Here is a 20991-nt window from a genome sequence, read left to right as displayed (position 1 = left end):
TGAAAATCAGCTGCTAAGCAGCTGATTTTTTTGGTTTGGTATTTGTTGACGTATTTAAAGGCGTGTTAAGAATAGCTATGTCTGCGCTATCGAGTATAAATTGTGTATCTGACCAATGTAGTAATTCTATCTTTCCATCTTGCTGCTCTACAAGCGCAGTACAGCTCTCAATCCAATCACCATCGTTACAGTACATAATACCGTCATCCACTTTAATTTTGGGATGGTGAATGTGTCCACAAATAATACCGTCTACGTTTTGTTTTTTAGCTTCATGAACTGCGGCATCTTCAAAGGCACTAATCGCTTCTCGAGCTTTGTGTACCCGAGCTTTTATCCACGATGCAAGCGAGTAGTAGTTACCACCAAATATTTTACGTATACGATTGGTCCAGCGATTTAAAAATAATAAAAAGTCGTATCCTGCATCCCCCGCAATACTAACAAGTTTGTTATAACGAGTCGCTGAATCAAAGTCGTCGCCGTGTATAAGTAAAAACCGTTTATTAGCTTTAGTGGTGTGAATAAACTGCTGGTGGATTTCAACACCAAATAATGTTTGATTTATATAGTTTCTAAACGCTTCATCATGATTACCGGGAATATAAATGACACGTGTACCGCTAGCTGCTTTTGTTTGTATGCAGTTTAATACTTCATAATGAGAAGGGTGCCAATAAAACTGTCGCTTCATTGACCATAAGTCAATAATATCACCCACTAAATAAAGTGTGTCAGATTCTACCGAGTTTAAAAAATCAAGTAAGTAATCAGCTTTACAATCTTTGTAACCTAAATGAACATCAGATATCCAAATGGCTGGATAATGTTGTTTTTTACGCAGTTGATTGTTTGTCATGCCCGTCATCCATAGTGTAATAATTAAACACTGTAGATAAATCTAATGACACTTATGAGACACTTTAGCGAAGCCTCCATGACAATTTATACCAAGGCCGTAATTAAATGATTTCTACAAAGCTAGGAAAGGTGAGTCATTGAGCAGCTATTATTACGTATTGCTATTAATCGCGCATAAAAAAGGCCGCATTTTAAATGCGGCCTTTTAGTCTATTTTGAGCGTGCGTGTTATTAACCTTTAACAGCCGCTTTAATTGCATCAATTGCTGTATCAATATCAATCATTAGCTTTTCACCGGTGCGGCGGTTTTTAAGCTCAACTTTATTCTCGTCAAGGTTACGCTCACCAATTACAAGCGTGTAAGGTACACCAATTAGCTCCATGTCATTAAACATAACACCAGGGCGTTCTTTACGGTCATCAAATAACACATCAAGACCTGCATCTTTTAAACCCTGGTAAAGGTTATTTGCAATATCAGGAATACGATGTGATTTGTGCATGTTCATTGGAACAATCGCTAAATCGAATGGCGCGATTGATTGTGGCCAAATGATCCCGTATTGATCGTTGTTTTGCTCAATAGCAGCAGCAACAATACGTGAAACACCAATACCGTAACAACCCATGGTCATGGTTTGGTTTTTACCACCTTCGTTTAATACTCCCGCTTTCATTGCTTCTGAGTATTTAGTGCCAAGTTGGAATATATGACCTACTTCAATACCGCGTTTTATTTGTAAAACGCCTTGGCCACATGGACTCATATCGCCTTCAACAATATTACGAATATCAGCAACTTCGTAATCAGTTACGTCACGATCCCAGTTAATACCGCTGTAATGCTCGTCGTCTTTATTAGCACCGGCAACAAAATCAGCAAGGATATTAGCGGCTCTATCAACAATAATAGGCATAGATAAGCCCACAGGGCCTAATGAGCCAGGTTTTGCACCAATAGCAGCAACAATATCTGCCTCTGTTGCCATTTCAAGCGGAGAGTCTACTAATGGGTGCTTTTCAGCTTTCAATTCATTTAAATCATGATCGCCACGAAGTACAAGCGCCACTAAACCACGTACATCGTTTTCATCAGGTGCACCGTAAACAATTAAGGTTTTAACACCGCGATGAGGTTTTACACCGTAGTGCTTTTTAAGCTCATTAATTGTTTTAGCGTCAGGAGTAGGGAATGCTTTTAACTCTTTACTTGCTTCTGGGCGTGGATCGTTTGGCGCTAGTGCTTCTGCTTTTTCAATATTAGCTGCGTAATCACTGCCATCACTAAATGCAATGGCATCTTCGCCCGACTCAGCAAGTACATGAAACTCGTGCGATAAGCTACCACCAATAGACCCAGTATCAGCAAGTACAGGGCGGTAATCAAGGCCTAAACGCTCAAAAATGTTACAGTATGCTTTGTGCATCGCTTGATAAGTCGCATCTAAACACTCTTCACTTAAGTGAAAAGAGTAGGCATCTTTCATTGTAAATTCACGAGCTCGCATAACACCAAAGCGAGGGCGACGTTCGTCGCGTACTTTAGTTTGTACTTGATATAAAGTAACAGGTAACTGCTTGTAGCTGCTTATTTCTTTACGTACGAAATCAGTTATTACTTCTTCGTGTGTTGGACCAAGTGCAAACGTACGGTTATGACGGTCTGTGAAGCGCATAAGCTCAGGACCAAATTCATTCCAACGGCCAGACTCTTCCCACAAATCAGCGGGTTGAATTACAGGCATTAGCATTTCAATAGCACCTGCTTTATCCATCTCTTCACGTACAATGTTTTCTACTTTACGTAGCACACGTAAACCAGAGGGTAACCAAGTGTATAAACCCGAAGCGACGCGACGGATCATACCGGCTCTAAGCATTAACTGATGCGATACGATTTCAGCATCTGATGGCGTTTCTTTAAGTGTTGCGAGTATATATTGGCTTGTACGCATGTTTTTTCCGAAATAGAGTAATTATGTTCTTTTAATAGAACTTAAGTTTAACAGCGGATGCTTTTACACTAAAGCGCTAAGTGAGTTATTTAGTTTTTTTCTATGATTGTTACTACGTTATGCTCGCCATTGACTTGCCAGCGAATATTATAATTGTACAAAGTCATACCATAGCTTTGCTCGCCGTCTTTTTGTTTTTTATAGGCAGGGCGGGGATCTTGTTTTAAAACATTAGCTATAAAATCATGTAAATCTGGGTATTGTGTTTGCGCATTAACAAACTCAATTGCCTGAGGGCTAAATTCAACCGTCATTTGTGTTTCTGGGCGTGTATCTGCAAAGCCAGCACTGGCGTCAAGCATTGCATCTGAATAGGGTAAGTACGGTTTAATATCGATAATGGGGGTGCCATCAAGTAAATCAATGCCAGCGAGTAATAAACTAAGTTGTCCGTTTTTATATTCAATACCTTCAAGTTTTACTGCGCTCATACCAATCGCGTTTGGTCTAAATGTAGCGCGGGTAGCAAATACACCTTTTCGCTCATTCCCACCTAAACGAGGTGGGCGCACCATAGCAGAATAACCTTTATCGGCCGTTTCATGAAAACGAAATAACAACCAAATATGAGTAAATTCATCTAAACCACGTACAAACTCTTCGCGATTAAAATCAGGTGCAAAAATAAGTTTTGCCTTGGCTTGTGGCACTAAACGAGGCTGCCTAGGTATAGCAAACTTTTGTTTATAAGGAGATTCAATGTGGCCAATAGCCGAAATGGTATAATCGCTCATAGTACTCGGGTACAAATAAAATAGAGCGCTATTCTACCTGCATTTAGTATTTATGGCATTAGTGTAAGTAAGTTTATTGCTTATAGACCAAGCGGTTTAAAATCACTTATTAGACTGAGTGGTTTATATTTTGTATTAATATATTTAAAAAGGACCTAAAACAAAAAAGGGCAAGCTCTTAAGCTTACCCTTTCAAACATGTTAAAGATTAATTAAAACATGTATTGAAATGATACAGATGCTACATCCATGTCTGGATCAATATCGTCATCAAGTTTGTAGCGTTCGTACTCTAAACGAAACTGTACATTTGTTGTAAGTGCGTATTCAATACCCGCACCGTAAAATGCATCACCACCATCTGTAGACGCTGTTACACCACCTACTGGTAAATCTTGTGTGTAATCTGCATCCCACTCAAGCCAACCGCCTTTTGCATATACAGAAAAGCTCTCTGTTATTGGGTAGCCCAAACGTGCGGCAAGCGATACGCCATCAATTTCAGCTTTGCTGTCAATATCACTTACTTCATCAAAGTTTTGATAAGCAAGTTCTAAGCTTAGGTATTCGTTAAACTGAGTACCGATATAGCCTTTAAGCATTTGTGCATCGTCGTCAAAGTCAGTGTCGTTGTCACTGTCTTCAAATTCAAAAGAATATTGACCGTAACCGATACCAGTATAAATACGTGGAGAATCGAAATCAGAAATATCAGCGTGTGCTGCAGAGTTAAAACCCAGTGTTGCTAGTGCAATAGCTGAAAGAGAAAGTGTTTTAATCATTGAATAGCTCCTTTACAAAAAATAATCAAATGCTTGATTTCATTAATCAAACTTCAATTATCTACTTGCAGCGAGCGTGCCAATATTAAAATGGATTAAAAACACGCCATAATTAGTTCTTTTGTATTGGTTTTTACATTGTTTAGCGTGTTTTATAATCAAAGTGAACTTTTGTGTAATCGTGTACTCTAAAATAAGTTGTATGTTTTACAAAGTATAATGAGTTTTTTACATAGCCTTACTTTATTCAAATTACTAATTAGACTTTATGAAGCAAGTTTTCTGTTTCAATTGCTATTTCTTTCATTTTTATAGCGTAATTTTCTAATTTAATGTCTTCATCGGTCACTGCTTTAAACGAAGGCACTTCTATTGGGTAGCCCGTTTCATCCATTGCAATAAAGCTGATAACACAATGGTTTGTTTCAACCATATTTTGCGTTTTTGGATCGCCACACCTAACTTGAATAAATATTTGCATGCTACTTCTACCCGTATGGGCAATTTTAGCTTCTACTTCGACTATTTGACCCACTAAAATAGGGCGTCTAAATTTAACACCCGCAACCGAAACAGTTACGCAGTAATGACCACTCCAACCTGCAGCGCACGCATAACCTGCTTGGTCAATCCACTTCATGACGGCCCCACCATGAACTTTACCACCAAAATTCACATCAGTAGGCTCTGCTAAAAAACGAAAAATAACTTTTGACGACGGCATAAATAACACTCTTATTATTAAAACTACTATTAGCATAACGTAAAAAAGGGGCCGAAGCCCCTGCAATTTAGGATATGTTTATAATTTATATGTAAAAAACGTAGTTATATAGCTATACAGCGCATAATTTAGTTACATATTAGGATAATTTGGCCCACCCGCACCTTCAGGTGTTACCCATGTAATGTTTTGGCTTGGGTCTTTAATATCGCAGGTTTTACAGTGCACACAGTTTTGGGCATTAATAACAAACTCTTTATTGCTTGCAATTTCTTGTACTTCGTAAACGCCTGCAGGGCAATAACGTTGTGCGGGTTCATCAAATTTAACTAAATTTACGTTAATAGGAATTGACGCATCTTTAAGCTTTAAATGACACGGCTGTGATTCTTCGTGGTTAGTATTTGATAAAAACACACTTGAGAGTTTATCAAAGCTAAGGTGTCCATCTGGTTTTGGGTATGCAATTTTGTCAGCGGCGCTAGCATCAACAAGGGTAGAGTGATCGGGCGTATTATCTTTAAACGTAAAGGGTAAAGCGCCATTAAAGATGTTTTGATCAAGCGTATTGTACGCACCACCTAAAAATTTACCGAGTTTGTGCATAGCAGGGCCAAAGTTACGAGATTGATATAACTCTTTATATGCCCACGATTGCTCAAACGCAGTTTGATAATGAGTTAAATCGGTATTTGCTAACTCATTTTGCAATGCTTCAAAAATAACCTCAGCGGCCATCATTCCTGATTTCATTGCGGTGTGGTTACCTTTAATTTTTGCAAAATTAAGAGTGCCTGCATCACACCCAACAAGTAAACCACCAGCAAAATGCATTTTTGGTAATGAGTGCAAGCCACCTTTAGCAATAGCACGCGCACCGTAAGCAATACGTTCAGCGCCTTCAAGTACGTTTTTAAATACAGGATGGTGCTTCATTCGCTGAAACTCATCAAACGGGCTCAAATGTGGGTTTGAGTAATTTAAATCAACAATTAAACCAACAACAACTTGATTGTTTTCACTGTGATACATAAATGCACCACCATTAGTATCGCCGCTAAGTGGCCAACCTGTACCATGAACTACCTTGCCAAGCTCATGTTTACTTTCATCTATTTGCCAGATTTCTTTAAAGCCTAAACCATAATGCTGCGGTGATGAATCTGCATCAAGTGCAAACTCATTGATTAGTTGTTTACCTAAATGACCACGGCAACCTTCAGCAAAAATAGTGTATTTTGCACGAAGCTCCATGCCTGGCATGTAACCGTCTTTTTCATTACCATCTTTGTCTACACCCATATCACCAGTAATAATGCCTTTTACTGCTTCATCTTCAATTATTAAAGAGTGTGCGCTAAATCCTGGAAATATCTCTACGCCTAAGCTCTCAGCTTGCTCTGCAAGCCATCGACATACATTGCCCATAGATACAATGTAGTTACCATCATTATGAAATGTTTTTGGTGTAGCAAAGTGGGGAATTGATGTCGCTTTTTGCTCGTTATTAAACCAATAAATTTCATCATTAGTTACTTTGGTTGTAACCGGTGCGCCAAGATCTTGCCAATTAGGTAGTAGTTCATCCAAAGCTTTGGTTTCAAAAACAGCACCAGAGAGTACATGTGCTCCTACTTCAGAACCTTTTTCGACTACGCAAATCATGCACTCTTGTTGTTTTTCTTGTGCTAATTGCGCGAGTTTAATTGCACTTGAAAGCCCAGCAGGGCCTGCACCAACAATTACTACATCAAATTCCATGGTTTCACGTTCGACCATAATAACCTCTTTATCTATGACGGACTTATTTGAATGTTTACTACGCATTTAAATAAGGTGTACAGCCTATTTATAACCTTGCAAATTAAACGTTACAGACTGTGAATAGTTAAAGGTTATTTTAGGTTGACGTTTACGTCAACAGTAAGTAGTCTAATTTCATAAAATAAATAGGTTGACGTGCACGTTACCTTGTAGGTTTAAATAATTATGGAGTTCCTATGAAAGTTCTCGTACCAATAAAAAGAGTGATTGATTACAACGTAAAAGCACGCGTTAAAAGTGATAACAGCGACGTTGATTTAAACAACGTTAAAATGGCAATGAACCCGTTTTGTGAGATTGCTATAGAAGAAGCAATTCGTCTTAAAGAAGCCGGTACCGCCACTGAAGTGGTTGCTGTAACTATTGGTTCAAAAGCATCACAAGAACAATTACGCACAGCATTAGCATTGGGTGCTGACAAAGCTATTCACATCGAAACCGATGAAAAGCTCGAGTCACTTCATATTGCAAAACTACTCGCTAAAATTGTAGAGCAAGAAACGCCTGAACTTGTCATTTTAGGTAAGCAGTCAATTGACTCAGATAATAATCAAACAGGTCAAATGCTTGCTGCATTAACTAATCGCGGGCAGGGTACATTTGCATCAAAAGTAGTTATTGAAAATGGCAAAGTAAACGTAACACGCGAAGTTGATGGCGGGCTGCAAACGGTAGCACTTAATTTACCGGCAGTTGTTACAACTGATTTACGCTTAAATGAGCCTCGCTATGCATCACTGCCAAATATTATGAAAGCCAAACGTAAGCCGCTTGAAGTAATAGCAGCAGATTCGCTTGGTGTTGATTTAACACCGCGTATGCAATTAATAAGTGTAGAAGAGCCAGCTAAACGCACCGCAGGAATTATTGTAGAAGACGTAGCGCAGCTTGTAGAAAAATTAAAAACAGAGGCAAAGGTGATTTAAATGAAAACACTCGTAATTGCAGAGCACGACAACGGTGCCTTAAAACCAGAAACCTCAAAAACTATTAACGCCGCAGTAAAAATGGGTTTTCCTATTGATGTACTAATTGCAGGTAACAACTTAAGCGCAATGAGCTCACAAGTGGCCAGCATTGATGGCGTAGCTAATGTTTTAGTTGCTGATAATAGCGTTTATGAACATCAGTTAGCTGAGAGCATGAGCGATTTAGTTTTATCAATTAGCGACAACTACAGCCATATTGTTGCAAGTGCTACTACAACGGGCAAAAACTTTATGCCACGTGTTGCTGCGCTATTAGATGTTGCGCAAATTTCTGAAATTATCGCAGTAGTGGACGCCGATACATTTAAACGTCCGATTTATGCAGGTAATGCAATCGCCACGGTTAAATCACTCGACAGTAAAAAAGTAATTACCGTGCGTGCCAGTAGCTTTGATTTACAAGGTGAGCAATCAGCTGTTGCTATAACAAGTATTGATACAGTATCAGATTCGCAATTAAGCAGCTTTGTAAGTGTAGAGCAAACTGAATCAGAACGCCCTGAGCTTACAGCTGCTAGTGTGGTCATATCGGGTGGTCGCGGTATGCAAAACGGCGAAAACTTTGCATTACTTAATGGTATTGCCGATAAACTAGGTGCAGCTATTGGTGCATCGCGTGCAGCAGTTGATGCAGGCTTTGTACCTAACGACATGCAAGTAGGCCAAACAGGTAAAATTGTAGCGCCTAATTTATACATTGCAGTAGGTATTAGCGGTGCTATTCAGCATTTAGCGGGGATGAAAGACTCAAAAGTAATCGTCGCGATTAATAAAGACCCTGACGCACCTATTTTTCAAGTTGCAGATTACGGTTTAGTGGCTGATTTGTTTGAAGTACTGCCACAGTTAGAGAGTGCTTTATAGCCTTTAAATAAACAAACTTATTCTGGTTGAAAGCCGTGGTGCTCTTTGAGTGCTGCGGCTTTTTTATTCGGTAAATTAAAGACACAAAAAAACCAGCCAATTGGCTGGTTTTTAGTATTTATAAACGGCTAACTTAGTATTAGTAAGTTGCGCTGCCTTTAGTACGAGGGAAGGCAATAACGTCACGTACGTTGCCCATACCTGTTACATAAGCAACTAAGCGTTCAAAGCCTAAACCAAAGCCTGAATGTGGCACGCTACCGTATTTACGTAAATCGCGGTACCAGCTGTAATCTTCTTTGTTTAAGCCCATTTCTTCTAAACGTGCATCAAGCACATCAAGGCGTTCTTCACGTTGTGAACCACCAATGATCTCGCCAATACCAGGCGCTACTACGTCCATTGCGGCAACGGTTTTACCGTCTTCGTTTTGGCGCATGTAGAATGCTTTAATGTCACGAGGGTAGTTTTTAATAACTACCGGTGCTTTAAAGTGCTCTTCTGCAAGGTAACGCTCGTGCTCAGACTGTAAATCTACGCCCCATTCAACAGCGTACTCAAACTTTTTGCCACAGTTTTTAAGGATTTCTACAGCGTCTGTGTAGTCAACTTGTGCAAAGTCTTTATCTACAAATTCTTCTAAACGCGTAATTGCGGTTTTTTCTACACGTTGTGCAAAAAATTCCATGTCATCACGGCGCTCTTCAAGTACGGCTTTAAACACATACTTGAGCATGTTTTCAGCAAGTTTTGCTATATCTTCTAAATCAGCAAACGCTACTTCAGGCTCTACCATCCAAAATTCTGCAAGGTGTCGAGATGTATTTGAATTCTCTGCGCGGAATGTAGGGCCAAATGTATAAATTTTTGACATTGCAGACGCGTAAGTTTCGCCATTTAACTGACCAGATACAGTAAGGAATGCTTCTTTACCGAAGAAATCTTCGCTGTAATCAACTTCGCCTTTGTCTGTAAGTGGTAAGTTTTGCATATCAAGCGTTGATACACGGAACATTTCGCCAGCACCTTCACAGTCACTTGCCGTAATGATTGGCGTGCTGATCCAGTAAAAGCCTTGCTCGTGGTAAAAACGGTGAATAGCTTGTGCTAAACAGTTACGTACACGAGTTACCGCGCCAATCATATTTGTACGAGGGCGAAGGTGAGCGTGCTCACGTAAGTACTCAATGCTGTGGCGTTTTGCCGACATTGGGTATGAATCTGGGTTCTCTACCCAACCTAATACAGTCACTGAGTTAGCTTGAATTTCGTAAGATTGACCTTGGCCAGCAGATTGAACTAAAACACCAGTAACCGACACAGAACAACCGGCTGTTAAGCTAGTAACTTCATCATAATTATTCAGTGAATTAGGAACTACCGCTTGAATAGGATCAAAACACGAACCGTCATGAACGGCTAAAAATGAAATTCCTGCTTTTGAATCGCGGCGAGTACGGATCCAGCCTTTAATTGTTACTTGGCTGTCTACCGCAACATTGCCTTTTAATAGCTCTGAAATCGCTAAATGGCTCATCTTCACTCCAATGATATAAGTTGCCTAACTATTTTATTTTAACTGTGCGCAACACTCGGGCATAAATTGCACATAAACGGCGCTGCACTTGAACCCTGTATCTTACCTAGTAAAGTTAAATAAAAAAACTATTGTGGGCAACTCTTTAAAAGTTTTTATGCATGCGGTTTATTTTTAAACAGTTTTTAGAGTTTAATTGCCACTATTATGATTTGTTGCTCTGAAATTTAATGATTTTGTGGCATTATTAACATCCAAACTAAATTAATATTTATTCACCCTTAAAAAATCGATGCTATGAAACAAGTTTTTATTTTACGAGGACTACCAGGAAGTGGTAAGTCTTACTACGCGCAAAGCCTTGCTGACGAATTAGGTGGAGCCGACGAAAGTCAGTATCTAATTTGCTCAACTGATGATTACTTTAATAATGAGCAGGGCGAATATCATTTCGATAAATTTAAGTTACCACAATTTCATAATTTAAATTTGGCGCGCTTTATAAATGCACTTGCTCAAGGCATTCCATTGGTGATTGTAGATAACACCAATATTAAAAAGTGGGAATTTATAGCTTACTCTCAAGCTGCCGTTGCTTTAGGTTATCAAGTAAAAGAAGTGATAGTGGGTGAAGTAAAAGACAAAGCTATGCAGCACCTATACGCTAAACGAAACTCACATAATGTGCCGCTAAAAACAATAAGTAAAATGGCCTACATGTTTGAGTGGTAGTGCTTCGACTTTAGTTAGTAACCTACATAGCAATACCTATTGAAAAGCCCATATATGGGCTTTTTTGGTTTATGTAAGTTACAAGGTAGTTAAGCTTTTTGTTTATAAACCGCTAATGGGTGCGAGGTACTTAGTGATACATGCACTTCGTCGCCTGGGTTTACCACAACTTCATGGCTTACTCTGCTAGTTACAACCGTAGAGCACGCAAGTTTTACAGCGCACAAGCGGCTGCCACCTTCAAATCGTACCCAAATTACTTCGCCGTTATTGCCAACACTGCTTTGTACAAGTAACACATCGTCTGGTCGAAGTAGTACATCAACGTCGCCACTTTCACAGTCAACGCCATGAGCGGGCGCATTACCAATTGAGGTAGTGGCTTGTCCTTGGCTAAATTGGCCGCTAATAAAGCTGGCTTCACCTAAAAAGCGTGCCACAAAGCGATTGTTTGGGGTACTAAAACAGCGCTCGGGTGTATCGATTTGCTGAATTTCGCCGCCTTTAAGCACACCAACGCGGTCGCCAACGGAGAGTGCTTCTTCTTGGTCGTGTGTTACCCAAATCGCCGGTACGCCAGCGGCTTTAAGTGCGTTTCTAATATCCCAACGAAGCATGTCTTTAAGAGCGGCATCTAAGTTTGAAAGCGGCTCATCAAGTAATACAAAGTCAGGTTGGTGGGCAAGGGTACGCGCAAGTGCAACGCGCTGCTTTTGTCCGCCAGAAAGCGTTGCTGGTTTTTTGTCTCTAAAATCGCTCAACCCAAGTAGGTTTATCCAATACTCAGCAGGGGCTGTATCTTTTAATCTAAAGCAAATGTTTTGCTGTACGGTTAAGTGCGGAAATAACGCAAAATCTTGAAATACCATGCCTACACTGCGTTTTTCAGGAGGTATTGTTAATTTGGGTGTAGCGCGCCATTTACCTGTGTTTATTTCGCCTTCGCTAATAGGTATAAGGCCAGCAAGGGCTTGTAAAATTGTACTTTTACCACAACCTGTTGGCCCTACAAGCATAAGGATTTCGTTTTCACCCAGCGAAAAGTTTAAATCGCTTACTACGCGGTTACTGCCATAATCTATAGACAACTGACTTACAGATAGCATTGTTTCTTAAATCCTTAATGTTCAAACTGGTTGCGTTTTTCGCCAGACATCATAATAGCTAACCCGCAGGCAGATATCACTACTAACAATAACCCTGGAATCGCGGCGCGACCAAAATAGCCCGCTTCGTATACACGCCATAAATAAGTAGAGAGGGTTTCAAACCCTGTAGGACCAAGTAATAGCGTGGCTTCGAGTTCACGCATTGACTCTAAAAACACCAGTGCTGCACCGGCAATAATACCGCGCATAGTTAAAGGCAGTGTTATGCGAGTAAATACTTCACGTGGGCTTGCACCTAATACGCGCGCAGACTTCACTAAGCTTGGATCTAAGTGTTCGGTGCTTGTTCTAACAGAGCCTACAGCAAGTGGTAAAAATCGCAGCATGTAAGCAATAATAAGCAATCCCAGTGTTTGATATAAAAACGGCAACTGCAAACCACCGTAAACAAGCGCTGTGCCCATTACTATACCCGGAATACCAAAACCAAAGTAAGTAACACGCTCCATTATACGACCCGCTTTTCCACTCAGTGCAGCATGTGCAACGGGGATCGCAACGATAACGGCTACAATTGCCGCAATACCCGATGCATACGTAGAGTTCCATGCAATATTAAAATCAAATGAGCTAAAACCATCGCGAGCTAACCAAAGCGAAAATATAGCCAAAGGCAAGCCAATAGCAAGCAGTAAAACAGGTGCAAACGTAACAAACATGGCACTTAATTGTACTTTACTTGGAAATAAAATTAACGGGCGACCATGGCGCTCAGGCGCTGTTTTTATTTGTGATTCAACTAAAAGTAAAAAACCGACAATAACCATCAGTTGAAGTGAAAGCATTGCAGCGCGTCCTAACGCAAAGGCATTGTATTCAACGTAAATTACGCGGGTAAAAGTATCTAAGCGCATCATTGCCGGCGTGCCAAAGTCTGATAACGTATAAAGCGCGACTAACAATGAGCCTGCTGCAATACCGTTAACTACGCGCGGTAATATAACTTTAAATATACTTTGCGTCATCGACATGCCCAGCGTTCGTGCGGCATTAACCATGCTTGCGTCAAGGCTCAGTAGGGATGAGCGAGTTGTCATCATTACAAACGGGAAGGTATAAAGCGTCATTACAATGGCGGCACCTGTTAGGCCATACATTGATGGTGTTTCTATTCCTGTTAAGGTATTTATTTCGCCACCGGGGCCAAAAGCAGCATAAAGTGTAAATGCGCCAATATAACTGGGAATTGCCAGTGGGGCTGCAAATACAACCAGCCAGAGCTTTTTAAATGGTAAATGCACATACGCGCTAATAAACGCCAGTGGCACACCAATTAAAATAGATCCAAGTACCGTTAAACCCATTAACGATAACGTGTTACCTAAAATTTGAAGATTGTGGGTGTCAAACACTGAGCTCGCATCGCTTGCAAGCACAATTAATACATAAACAGGGGTAAGCGCAACAAGCGCTGCAAGCAGCGCCATTGGATAAGAGGCAGGTATTTTCATTACAATACGCCGCTGCTTCGCATCAAATCTATAGTAGGACGTAAATCAGCTAGCTGTGTTAAATCTACTTTAGGTGGAGAAATATTAGCAAGTGACGGTAAACCCTCAGGTTGGGTAATACCATTTACTAACGGAATTTCGTACGCTTCACTGGCTAAGTAACCTTGTACTTCTTTACTTAGTAAGTAACGCATAAAGTTAGTTGCAAGCGGATCGTCGTTAAGCGCTAATACACCCGATGCATTAACTAAACAGCCCGCATCATTTTGTGTAAATGCTAAATCTAGCTTGGCATCAGGCTTACCTGATTTTAAACGTAAAGTGTAATAGTGATTTGCAAAACCAATATCAACTTCACCGCGTTCAACGCCCATAACAACACCTAGCTCGCCGGCGTATGTTTTAGCACGTTTTTGAATCTTTTTAAGCCACTTAGCGGTTTTGTCATCGCCTTCTAAAATTCGCATTGCGGTTACAAACGATTGAAAAGAAGCGTAGGCGGGCGCCCAGCCAATACTTAAATCGCTGTCGGCAATTTCCATAATACTTGTTGGAATTTGATCTTTAGTCAAACGCGACGTGTTATATGGCAATGTACGAATACGGCCAGTTACAGGTGCCCACTCTTTATATCTAAATTGTGGTTGTAACTGAGCAGATAAATCACCTGGGATAGGTTGTGCAAGGCCAGCATCAGTTACTAAACCAATTGCGCCTGAATCAACTGCCCAAAATAAATCAGCGCGGCGAACGCCAGCTTTAGCTTCTGCAACAATGGTATTTGCTAAAGCAGCAGTAGGACCTCGGCGTATACCGAGTTTAAAGTCTGGATTTTTTTTCTGGATTGCTTGTAATACGTTTTCATACAAACCACCTTCGCCTCGGCCTAAATAAAGCGTTAACTCGCCTTTGAGCTTTGGTAAATCGTCAACAGAAACAGGGTTTGCTATATCAGCGGCTAGCGCACGAGAAAGAGGCAGTGGCAATGAGCCAACCACCCCTAACGCAGCTAGGCCTTGAATAAAGGTCCTACGCTTCACTTAAAATACATCCTTACGTGCTTTTTCGGCTTTTTCTATTAAAACCTTAGCGCGGTCTAATTTTGTTTGCATATCACTGATCACGTCGCGTACTTCGTCTACGCTTTTGCTGTTTTTAATGGCTTGTGGCAGTGTTACGTTAAAGTCTTTTTCCAGCACTTCAACTAGTTTTGCATCTTGTTCAATAAGTGTACCTTCAACGCCTTCAAACAGGTGCAGATAAGTATCGTGAACAATTTCAGTTGCTTCGTCTCGTAAACGCTCAGCAAATTTTGCTACTACACGGTCTAATTTGTGCTTAATTTCATCAATTGTGGCACTTTGTGTCATTTGAGTTGTAGCGGTTGCTTTTACAGTGTCTAACAAGCCTTTTTGCTGGAATTTTGCAGCAAGCTTAACAGCCCCAAGGCCTTGCCACAAGGCTATGTTCATCGCTTTTTGCTGTTTACGAACTTCCTCAGCAGGCTCTTTATTATCAATGGCCATTTTTACGCCATAAAGACCCTGCCAAATAGAAGCGTATACTGGTACAAAGTTAGTTTCTATTGCGCTGTGAAACTTAACTGATTCCCAATATTCAATTAAATCATCAGTTTTTACAGATTTTGCGCCTTTAGTATCGTAGTCGCTTACCATGGTATCAACTTTGCCTACCATCCATTCTACTTCTTCTGCGTAACTTTTGAGGTTAGCTTGAAGATGATTAACATGCTCGCCAATAGGGCCGTTAGCTAATACTGGTTGAGCCATAAACGCCGAGGCTAGTAAAAGGCTTGCACCTAAAGTTTTGGCTGGTTTAAATAGTAATTTCATAGCAAAGAAGTCCAAAAAGGTAATTGTAAATGATAGACATTATCATATAGCTAATGGTTAACGAGATCAATAACTACAAACTCGCTTAATAGATAAAAACACTAAATGTAGCGGTAGGTTACAGCAAATAGCGCTATAACCTGTATTAGGATTAGTTATTGAGACCGACTATTAAGCGTAATGCTTGCCTTTAATGGCATTATAAATGGCATCACACAGTGTTTTTATACTTGTGTCGTCACTTATATACGGTGGCATAAGGTAAATTAGTTTACCGAATGGGCGTATCCATACACCTTGCTCTACAAAATAGGCCTGAATTTTAGCAACATCAACATTGCCAGCAGCCTCGTTTAGTTCAACAACACCTATTGCACCTAAGGTACGCACATTAGCAACTGCATTAAGTTCACTGCATTTATGAAGTTGTTGTAGTTGGGTGTTAATTTGCTTTATTCGTTGTTGCCAGTTTTGCTTAAGTAATAAATCAATACTTGCGCAGGCCGCTGCACAGGCAAGTGGGTTACCCATAAACGTAGGGCCGTGCATTAAAACACCTGCTTCACCTTCGCTTATGCCAATCGCTATTTTATCGCTAGTTATAGTGGCCGATAACGTCATTGAGCCGCCAGTTAATGCTTTACCAATACACATTATATCGGGCTCTATATTGGCGTGCTCTACAGCAAATAATTTACCTGTACGGCCAAAGCCTGTGGCAATTTCGTCGCAAATTAGTAGTACGTTATAGTGGGTGCATAATTTACGGACGCAGGCTAAATAATCAGGATGATAAAAGTTCATGCCACCTGCGTTTTGTACAATAGGCTCAATGATAAAGGCGGCTACTTGGCTGTGGTTTGCTTTAAAGTATTCTTCAAGCTCTTGGGCTTCAGTTTGGTTAAACTCGAACCCAAATTGACTAACCGGTGCAGGCACAAAAACGTGTTCAGGTAAAAAGCCTGAATATAAACTATGCATTGAGTTAACGGGGTCGCATACGCTCATGGCTGCAAACGTGTCGCCATGGTAGCCCTTGTAAGGCGTCATTAATTTTTGTTTTGTAGTAATACCTTGGCTTAACCAATATTGCAGCGCCATTTTTATTGCCACTTCAACACTTACCGAGCCGCTGTCGGCTAAAAACACTTTAGTTAAACTAGGCGGCGTTATATTTACTATTTTTTTGCACAGCTCTACCGCGCTGTTATGTGTAATACCGCCAAACATAATGTGGCTCATATTATTAATTTGCTCAATCATGGCGTTATTTATAACAGGGTGGTTATAGCCATGTATTGCGCTCCACCACGAGGCCATGCCATCGATTAATTGCTCGCCAGTTTCGAGATAAATAATGTTGTGATTTGCATGTGTAACGGGGTATACCGGAATTGGCTTAGTCATCGATGTATATGGGTGCCAAATGTGCTCACGATCAAAATCAAGGTCAATAGTGTTCTTTTTAATCATATGTAAACTTTAACTTGGTGGGCTTCGTTGACAATGGTACTTCAACTCGTAGACTAAGCCAATATCACCGCTGAGAAAAAAATAAGAGAGTATTATGGAACTTGCACCTGTTCGTCACGATTGGACCCACGCTGAAGTTAAAGCATTATTTGAAATGCCATTTAACGATTTACTTTTTAAAGCCGCATCGGTTCACCGTGCTAACTTCAACCCAAATGAAGTGCAAATTTCTACGTTGTTATCAATTAAAACAGGCGCTTGCCCAGAAGATTGTAAGTATTGCCCGCAGTCGGGGCATTACCGAACTGATTTAGAACGCGAACGCTTAATAGAAGTAGAAAAAGTAGTAGAGCAAGCACGCCTTGCTAAACAAAAAGGCGCGACCCGTTTTTGTATGGGCGCTGCATGGTCAGATCCAAAAGACAGAGACATGCCATACATTTCGCAAATGGTTAAAGAAGTAAAAGAGCTAGGGTTAGAAACCTGTATGACGCTAGGCAAACTCACTAACGAAAAAGCCCATGAACTTAGAGACGCAGGGCTTGATTACTACAATCACAACCTTGACACGTCACCTGAGTATTACGAGCAAATTATATCAACCCGTACTTTTCAAGATAGATTAAATACCATTGACCACGTACGCGACGCCGGTATGAAAGTATGCTCGGGCGGAATAGTCGGCATGGGCGAGCAAGCAAGCGACCGCTTTGGACTACTTATGCAACTAGCTAATTTGCCACAACAGCCAGAAAGCGTGCCTATTAATATGCTGGTTAAAGTTAAAGGCACACCGCTTGAAAACGTAGACGATTTAGATCACTTTGAATTTGTACGTACCATAGCAACAGCGCGCATTATGATGCCACACAGCTATGTACGTTTATCGGCAGGGCGTAACGCCATGAACGAGCAAATGCAATCGATGTGCTTTTTTGCAGGCGCTAACTCAATATTTTATGGTGATAAACTACTTACCACCGAGAATCCCGACGCTGATGCCGATATGAACCTAATTAAAAAACTAGGCATGAACCCAGAAAAACGTCACGACTATTCAGACGAAGCAGTAGAAGCCTCGCTTTCATCGCAAGTAGCCGACAAAGCAACGTCTGAATTGTTTTACGAAGCGTAGGCTTTTATATCTATGCCTTTTGATTTTATAAATACGCATCTTGAGGCTCGCCAGCAAGATGCGCTGCTTCGTAAACGCAATGTAGTAGAGCACGCTACAGCGCGCACCATAACGGTTAATAATAAAACCTATCTTAACTTTGCCAGTAATGACTACTTAGGCTTTGGGGATGAGGCTGTAAACCTTAATGACTCCTACGCATTAGGCAGTCACAGCTCTGCATTGGTTACCGGTTATCAGGCGCAGCAAAAAGCGCTTGAACAATACTTATGTGAGCAATTTGGTTATGGCGCAGGAATGCTATTTAACTCAGGGTTTAGCGCTAATAGCAGCGTAATTAAAGCGCTGTTTCAAGATAAAGCGGCTGCACAAAACAGCGCTATTTTTCAAGATAAGTTAAATCATGCAAGTTTGATTGACGGGGCTATGCACTCAAACGCGGCATTAGTGCGTTTTAATCACAACGACATGAATCACTTACGTTCACAGCTCGAAAAATCAAAAGCGCAAAACAAGCTAATTATAAGCGAAGGTGTGTTTTCGATGGATGGCGATACCGCGCCTCTTAAAGAATTACTCGTCTTAGCAAAACAGCACAACGCATGGCTAATGATTGACGACGCACACGGCTTTGGTGCATTAGGTAAAACAGGCTTAGGCAGTTGCGAAGCGTTTATTACTCAAACGCTGCCAGATATATTAGTCATTACTTTTGGTAAAGCAGTGGCTAGTAGTGGCGCGTGTGTATTAGGAAGTAAACAGTTTATTGATTACATGCTGCAGTTTAATCGCGATTACACGTATTCAACCGCCATGTCGCCGCTTATGGCAAGTCACACTCTCGCGCGTATTAAAAACATAAAAACAGCCAATGATAAACGCGATAAGCTAAATGCCAATATTGCATTATTTAAGCAACTCACTAAAACCCATAATATTGCAGTAATGGAATCAAATACAGCCATACAGCCCATTGTATTAGGTTGTGCTGAGCAAACGTTACAAGCGGCAGATAAACTTAAACAACAGGGTATTTGGCTCACTGCAATTAGACCGCCCACGGTTGCACATAACACCTCACGTTTACGCATTACTTTAACCGCCGCACATACCGAGCAAGACATAACGCACTTAGTTAAGCATTTAGTAGGTGCAATAGCATGACTGCTCAGCCAGTATTAAAAACAGATCTAGTGCAAACACAACTTGTAAAACCGTGCCTAGTGAGTAGCGATTCAAATAAAGAATTAAATAAGGAGCCAAATCGAGAGCTAAACAAGGAGCTTAAAAAGTCTACACAAAGTAAGTTTTCAAAGGCGGCGGCGAGTTATAACACCCATGCAAATGTACAAAAACATGCTGCGAGCGATCTATTTGCGCTAATAAAACCAGGCATTAATAAAAATAAGCTTTGTGTTGATTTAGGCGCAGGCCCGCTTGTTAATACACACACATTACAAAGCGTATTTGCAAGCGTTGTGGCAATGGATTTGAGCTTAAACATGTTGCAAAGTAGTGATTTAACCACACCAAAAATATGCGCCGATATGGATAACTTACCGCTACAAGCAAACAGTGTTGATGTTATTTACAGTAATTTTGCAGTGCAGTGGTCTGCTAATTTTTCGGCTTTAATGCAATCACTTTACAGCATATTAAAACCAGGCGGGCAGGCGTACATAAGCACTGTGGTAGAGGGTTCACTAAACGAAATAAAAACAGCCTTTGCCGCGCTTGATTCTAACAGCCATATAAATACCTTTAATAGTGAGCTGCATATAAACCAATCAGTCCAAAATGCAGGGTTTACTATTAATAGCGCTAAAAAACGTATTTACACCGATGAATACACAACACCTTTAAAAGCTATTGCCTCAATTAAGGCTATTGGCGCTACTACGCAAAATCATACCAATACGCGCCAAGGGTTACTTACTAAATCGGCGCTACAAAAAGTATGCAGTGCGTATCCGCTTATAAATAACAAAGCATGTGTGTCTTATCATGTGGTGCTGTTATCATTACAAAAACACTAAATAAGTCCAAAGACATTAAAGGCAACGCATGAAAGAATTTTTTATAACAGGCACCGACACCGATGCCGGAAAAACCCACGTTACCAGTTTGCTACTAAAGTTACTTGCCCAACATAAAAAACAAGCCATTGGCTTTAAACCCCTTGCTGCTGGCTGCGAAATGGCGTTCGATCAACTAGTAAACGCCGATGCCCTAATACTAATGGAAAGCGCAACAGTGAGCGCTAAATACGACGTAGTAAATCCGTTTGCGTTTGCACCACCTATTGCGCCGCACATAGCAGCGGAGCAAGTTGGGGTTAGTATTACTGTTGATAAACTTAGTGATGCTTATAAAAACGTAAAACAACAGGGCGCTGACATTATACTTACAGAAGGTGCTGGTGGTTGGGCATTACCTATTAATAAAAACGATTATTTATACGACTGGGTTAAAGCAGAGCAACTGCCGGTAATACTTGTTGTTGGCATGAAGCTAGGTTGCTTAAATCATGCGTTACTAACCGCTGCGCATATGCAAAGTATGGGTATAAACTGCGTTGGCTGGATTGCAAACCAAGTCGATAAAAACATGGACGAATACCAAGCGAACCTTGATTCACTTAAAGCACGTTTACCGTTTCCAATACTTGCTATAAGCCCATACAGCGAGCAAACTCCTAAGTTACAAATATACAAAAGCTTGCTTAGTGCGTTATCTATAAACACTTAAGTGGTTTTAAAAAAGTTACTTTTTTAGGTAAATCTTGAAATAGTCAGCCTTAGTACACATATAAACGTTTATAAATACATAGCTTGCTTAAAGACAATG

Annotated in this window: 19 protein-coding genes; 7 read left to right on the top strand and 12 right to left on the bottom strand. The window is 40.6% G+C overall.

All coding sequences use genetic code 11. The annotated features are described in order from the left end of the window. Nucleotides 1-13: 13 nt before the first annotated feature. The 6 genes from GQR47_RS02465 to GQR47_RS02440 all read right to left on the bottom strand — a co-directional run bounded on the left by GQR47_RS02465 (nt 14) and on the right by GQR47_RS02440 (nt 6896). Nucleotides 14-859, bottom strand: a complete 846-nt coding sequence (locus GQR47_RS02465; protein ID WP_024596856.1) for a UDP-2,3-diacylglucosamine diphosphatase — start codon at nt 857-859, stop codon at nt 14-16. Between the two features lie 233 nt (nt 860-1092). After that, on the bottom strand, nt 1093-2817 hold the full coding sequence (locus tag GQR47_RS02460) for a proline--tRNA ligase (RefSeq protein WP_165723472.1): 1725 nt from the start codon (nt 2815-2817) through the stop codon (nt 1093-1095). Nucleotides 2818-2906: 89 nt separating this feature from the next. Next, nucleotides 2907-3611, bottom strand: coding sequence for a tRNA (N6-threonylcarbamoyladenosine(37)-N6)-methyltransferase TrmO (tsaA, locus tag GQR47_RS02455; RefSeq protein ID WP_024596821.1), 705 nt, complete (start codon nt 3609-3611; stop codon nt 2907-2909). Nucleotides 3612-3823: 212 nt separating this feature from the next. Next, on the bottom strand, nt 3824-4393 hold the full coding sequence (locus GQR47_RS02450; protein WP_165723471.1) for an outer membrane beta-barrel protein: 570 nt from the start codon (nt 4391-4393) through the stop codon (nt 3824-3826). 259 nt (nt 4394-4652) lie between these two features. Beyond that, on the bottom strand, nt 4653-5117 hold the full coding sequence (locus GQR47_RS02445) for an acyl-CoA thioesterase (protein ID WP_024596822.1): 465 nt from the start codon (nt 5115-5117) through the stop codon (nt 4653-4655). A 132-nt stretch (nt 5118-5249) separates the two neighbouring features. After that, on the bottom strand, nt 5250-6896 hold the full coding sequence (locus GQR47_RS02440; protein WP_024596823.1) for an electron transfer flavoprotein-ubiquinone oxidoreductase: 1647 nt from the start codon (nt 6894-6896) through the stop codon (nt 5250-5252). A 221-nt stretch (nt 6897-7117) separates the two neighbouring features. Here GQR47_RS02440 and GQR47_RS02435 point away from each other — a divergent pair, with 221 nt between their 5' ends. Next, nucleotides 7118-7867: an electron transfer flavoprotein subunit beta/FixA family protein gene (locus GQR47_RS02435; protein ID WP_024603308.1), complete on the top strand. Its 750-nt coding sequence runs from the start codon at nt 7118-7120 to the stop codon at nt 7865-7867. Next, nucleotides 7868-8794 (top strand): FAD-binding protein, encoded by a 927-nt coding sequence (locus GQR47_RS02430; protein WP_024596825.1) that lies wholly within the window; start codon nt 7868-7870, stop codon nt 8792-8794. A gap of 139 nt (nt 8795-8933) precedes the next feature. On the opposite strand, the gene asnS is transcribed toward GQR47_RS02430, so the two are convergent. Beyond that, nucleotides 8934-10331, bottom strand: coding sequence for an asparagine--tRNA ligase (asnS, locus tag GQR47_RS02425; protein ID WP_024596826.1), 1398 nt, complete (start codon nt 10329-10331; stop codon nt 8934-8936). A gap of 297 nt (nt 10332-10628) precedes the next feature. Here asnS and GQR47_RS02420 point away from each other — a divergent pair, with 297 nt between their 5' ends. Then, nucleotides 10629-11063 carry an ATP-binding protein gene (locus tag GQR47_RS02420; protein ID WP_002961231.1) on the top strand — a complete coding sequence of 145 codons (435 nt, stop codon included), beginning with the start codon at nt 10629-10631 and terminating at the stop codon, nt 11061-11063. An 89-nt stretch (nt 11064-11152) separates the two neighbouring features. On the opposite strand, the gene GQR47_RS02415 is transcribed toward GQR47_RS02420, so the two are convergent. The 5 genes from GQR47_RS02415 to bioA form a co-directional block, all read right to left on the bottom strand. Further along, nucleotides 11153-12169 carry an ABC transporter ATP-binding protein gene (locus GQR47_RS02415; protein WP_165723470.1) on the bottom strand — a complete coding sequence of 339 codons (1017 nt, stop codon included), beginning with the start codon at nt 12167-12169 and terminating at the stop codon, nt 11153-11155. A gap of 14 nt (nt 12170-12183) precedes the next feature. Then, nucleotides 12184-13683 (bottom strand): iron ABC transporter permease, encoded by a 1500-nt coding sequence (locus tag GQR47_RS02410; protein WP_024597048.1) that lies wholly within the window; start codon nt 13681-13683, stop codon nt 12184-12186. Then, complete coding sequence (locus tag GQR47_RS02405) at nt 13683-14723, bottom strand: extracellular solute-binding protein (protein WP_096793161.1); 1041 nt, start codon at nt 14721-14723, stop codon at nt 13683-13685. Before GQR47_RS02405 ends, GQR47_RS02410 begins: the two co-directional genes overlap by 1 nt. Next, entirely contained in the window at nt 14724-15536 is an 813-nt protein-coding gene (locus tag GQR47_RS02400) for a hypothetical protein (RefSeq protein WP_002961238.1), read from the bottom strand. Nucleotides 15537-15707: 171 nt separating this feature from the next. Further along, the gene (bioA, locus tag GQR47_RS02395; protein ID WP_024594992.1) at nt 15708-17009 is read right to left on the bottom strand and encodes an adenosylmethionine--8-amino-7-oxononanoate transaminase; all 1302 of its coding nucleotides are present in this window, start codon (nt 17007-17009) and stop codon (nt 15708-15710) included. 94 nt (nt 17010-17103) lie between these two features. Here bioA and bioB point away from each other — a divergent pair, with 94 nt between their 5' ends. From bioB to bioD, 4 genes are read left to right on the top strand one after another with little or no spacing between them, the layout of a single operon-like run. Beyond that, nucleotides 17104-18144 carry a biotin synthase BioB gene (gene bioB, locus GQR47_RS02390; protein ID WP_024594991.1) on the top strand — a complete coding sequence of 347 codons (1041 nt, stop codon included), beginning with the start codon at nt 17104-17106 and terminating at the stop codon, nt 18142-18144. Between the two features lie 12 nt (nt 18145-18156). Continuing rightward, nucleotides 18157-19308 (top strand): 8-amino-7-oxononanoate synthase, encoded by a 1152-nt coding sequence (locus tag GQR47_RS02385; RefSeq protein WP_024594990.1) that lies wholly within the window; start codon nt 18157-18159, stop codon nt 19306-19308. Then, complete coding sequence (locus GQR47_RS02380) at nt 19305-20180, top strand: methyltransferase domain-containing protein (RefSeq protein ID WP_024594989.1); 876 nt, start codon at nt 19305-19307, stop codon at nt 20178-20180. The genes GQR47_RS02385 and GQR47_RS02380 overlap by 4 nt, the downstream gene beginning before the upstream one ends. Nucleotides 20181-20208: 28 nt before the next feature. Then, complete coding sequence (gene bioD, locus GQR47_RS02375) at nt 20209-20892, top strand: dethiobiotin synthase (RefSeq protein WP_154903079.1); 684 nt, start codon at nt 20209-20211, stop codon at nt 20890-20892. Nucleotides 20893-20991 lie beyond the last annotated feature (99 nt).

This window comes from Pseudoalteromonas sp. Z1A2 (assembly GCF_011378755.1).
In the GTDB taxonomy this organism is placed as follows: domain Bacteria; phylum Pseudomonadota; class Gammaproteobacteria; order Enterobacterales; family Alteromonadaceae; genus Pseudoalteromonas; species Pseudoalteromonas distincta.
This window is presented reverse-complemented; position numbering and strand designations above follow the sequence as displayed.

Excerpts from the sequence above, each read along its gene's own strand:
- GQR47_RS02450 (WP_165723471.1), bottom strand. The coding sequence starts at position 4,393 with ATGATTAAAACACTTTCTCTTTCAGCTATTGCACTAGCAACACTGGGT.
- bioB (WP_024594991.1), top strand. The coding sequence starts at position 17,104 with ATGGAACTTGCACCTGTTCGTCACGATTGGACCCACGCTGAAGTTAAA.
- GQR47_RS02460 (WP_165723472.1), bottom strand. The coding sequence starts at position 2,817 with ATGCGTACAAGCCAATATATACTCGCAACACTTAAAGAAACGCCATCA.
- GQR47_RS02410 (WP_024597048.1), bottom strand. The coding sequence starts at position 13,683 with ATGAAAATACCTGCCTCTTATCCAATGGCGCTGCTTGCAGCGCTTGTT.
- GQR47_RS02385 (WP_024594990.1), top strand. The coding sequence starts at position 18,157 with ATGCCTTTTGATTTTATAAATACGCATCTTGAGGCTCGCCAGCAAGAT.
- bioD (WP_154903079.1), top strand. The coding sequence starts at position 20,209 with ATGAAAGAATTTTTTATAACAGGCACCGACACCGATGCCGGAAAAACC.
- GQR47_RS02435 (WP_024603308.1), top strand. The coding sequence starts at position 7,118 with ATGAAAGTTCTCGTACCAATAAAAAGAGTGATTGATTACAACGTAAAA.
- bioA (WP_024594992.1), bottom strand. The coding sequence starts at position 17,009 with ATGATTAAAAAGAACACTATTGACCTTGATTTTGATCGTGAGCACATT.
- tsaA (WP_024596821.1), bottom strand. The coding sequence starts at position 3,611 with ATGAGCGATTATACCATTTCGGCTATTGGCCACATTGAATCTCCTTAT.
- GQR47_RS02420 (WP_002961231.1), top strand. The coding sequence starts at position 10,629 with ATGAAACAAGTTTTTATTTTACGAGGACTACCAGGAAGTGGTAAGTCT.
- GQR47_RS02440 (WP_024596823.1), bottom strand. The coding sequence starts at position 6,896 with ATGGTCGAACGTGAAACCATGGAATTTGATGTAGTAATTGTTGGTGCA.
- asnS (WP_024596826.1), bottom strand. The coding sequence starts at position 10,331 with ATGAGCCATTTAGCGATTTCAGAGCTATTAAAAGGCAATGTTGCGGTA.
- GQR47_RS02465 (WP_024596856.1), bottom strand. The coding sequence starts at position 859 with ATGACAAACAATCAACTGCGTAAAAAACAACATTATCCAGCCATTTGG.
- GQR47_RS02430 (WP_024596825.1), top strand. The coding sequence starts at position 7,868 with ATGAAAACACTCGTAATTGCAGAGCACGACAACGGTGCCTTAAAACCA.
- GQR47_RS02380 (WP_024594989.1), top strand. The coding sequence starts at position 19,305 with ATGACTGCTCAGCCAGTATTAAAAACAGATCTAGTGCAAACACAACTT.
- GQR47_RS02415 (WP_165723470.1), bottom strand. The coding sequence starts at position 12,169 with ATGCTATCTGTAAGTCAGTTGTCTATAGATTATGGCAGTAACCGCGTA.
- GQR47_RS02445 (WP_024596822.1), bottom strand. The coding sequence starts at position 5,117 with ATGCCGTCGTCAAAAGTTATTTTTCGTTTTTTAGCAGAGCCTACTGAT.
- GQR47_RS02400 (WP_002961238.1), bottom strand. The coding sequence starts at position 15,536 with ATGAAATTACTATTTAAACCAGCCAAAACTTTAGGTGCAAGCCTTTTA.